A 1,486-nucleotide genomic window follows, 5' to 3' on the forward strand; every position below is an offset into this window, starting at 1 on the left:
CACGTGGTGTGGCCCAGCCCAGGGTTTGTCGGCTCATCGGAATTGAGGGTGTAGGAGCGGTCTGAATCCGCCGGCTTCGAGCAACGACCGCGCAATGTAGTGGGTCAGGTTCCGGAACCCCAGCGCGGAGCCACGGAGGTGTTCGAGCCGACCATTGATCGCTTCAGTGGGCCCGTTCGAGGTCCTCGGATGATCGAAGTACGCGAGGATGTCTGCCCGCCGCCGGTCGAGTGTGTACGCGAGCTTGCGAAGCTCGACAAACCAGGTCGGCGTCGTCGTTTCCAGTACGTCGATGAGCTCGCGCAGCCGCTTCCGCCCGAGCCCGCCGTATTTCTCGCGGTAGGCCGCGACGACCTGCTGGTAGACCCGCCACGCACGCCACACATCCGCATGGGCAGGATCAGCGAACACGGCATCGAGTCGGGCCTGTTGTCTCTCAGTCAGGAACGCTTCTCCCGTGCGCAGCATCTTCCGAATCGCGTAGAGCGGATCGCCACGCCTGCCGCGATGCCCGAGGGTCTCTTGCTGCACCCGCTGCCTGACCCGGTCGAGCATATCGCCGGCGAGCTGAACCACATGAAACGGATCCATCACCTCGACCGCGTCGGGCAGATGCTGCTTCGACGCGGTCTTGAACCCGGTGAACCCGTCCATCGCGACGACCTCGATACCCGAACGCCATATCGGGGTTCTCGCGGCCAGCCAGTCGCTGAAGACCTGCTTCGATCGGCCAGGAACCATGTCGAGGAGCCGGGCCGGGCCTCGTCTCTCGCGTACAGGGGTGAGGTCGATGATCACCGTCACGTATTTGTCGCCTCGGCGGGTGTGCCGCCAGACGTGTTCGTCGACGCCGATCGTGGTGACCCCGTCGAACCGGTTCGGGTTATCGATCAGCCGCCGTTTCCCCTCGTCAAGGATCGCGGTGTTCGCGGTGTGCCAGGACACCCCGAGATTCGCCGCTGCACGCGAGACGGTGAGGTGATCGATGACCAGTGCCTCGAGGGCCCAACGAACCCCGGCGCGCGAGATCTTCGCCCGGGCGGGTGCGGCAGCGGTGGTGTCTTCTCGCCAGACCTTCCGACACCAGGAGCAGCGGAAGCGGCGGATCCGGATCTTCAGGATCGTGGAACGATGCCCGCAGGGCTCATGCGCGAGTGTCCGAACGACGCTGTCACGCGGGATGCCTTCCGCCCCGCACCTGCGGCACCAGGGGTCGGACTGGGCGACTCGGCACTCGATGAGCGCACGGTCTGGTTCGAGACGTTGCCCAATCGCTTCGAGGCCGAGCTCGTCAAGTCGGCAGAACGTGGTCAGGTCAGGGGTCTGGAAGGTAGCGTTAAACACGAAGACCTCGTGAGAGAACGATGGACGTTGAACACCCTGATTCTCTTACGAGGTCTTCGTTCTACCCAGGCGTACTCACCGATCGGCCTACACTCTCAAATCCGAAGAGCCGCTTATTCCGCCGCCGGCCGCTTCAGATGCG

General features: G+C 64.2%; 1 protein-coding gene. It reads right to left on the bottom strand.

The annotated features are described in order from the left end of the window. Positions 1–33: 33 nt before the first annotated feature. Positions 34–1,344 carry an ISL3 family transposase gene (locus ACFQND_RS12285; RefSeq protein ID WP_208047119.1) on the bottom strand — a complete coding sequence of 437 codons (1,311 nt, stop codon included), beginning with the start codon at positions 1,342–1,344 and terminating at the stop codon, positions 34–36. Positions 1,345–1,486 lie beyond the last annotated feature (142 nt).

The organism is Polaromonas aquatica (assembly GCF_042659145.1).
Classification (GTDB): domain Bacteria; phylum Pseudomonadota; class Gammaproteobacteria; order Burkholderiales; family Burkholderiaceae_C; genus Polaromonas; species Polaromonas aquatica.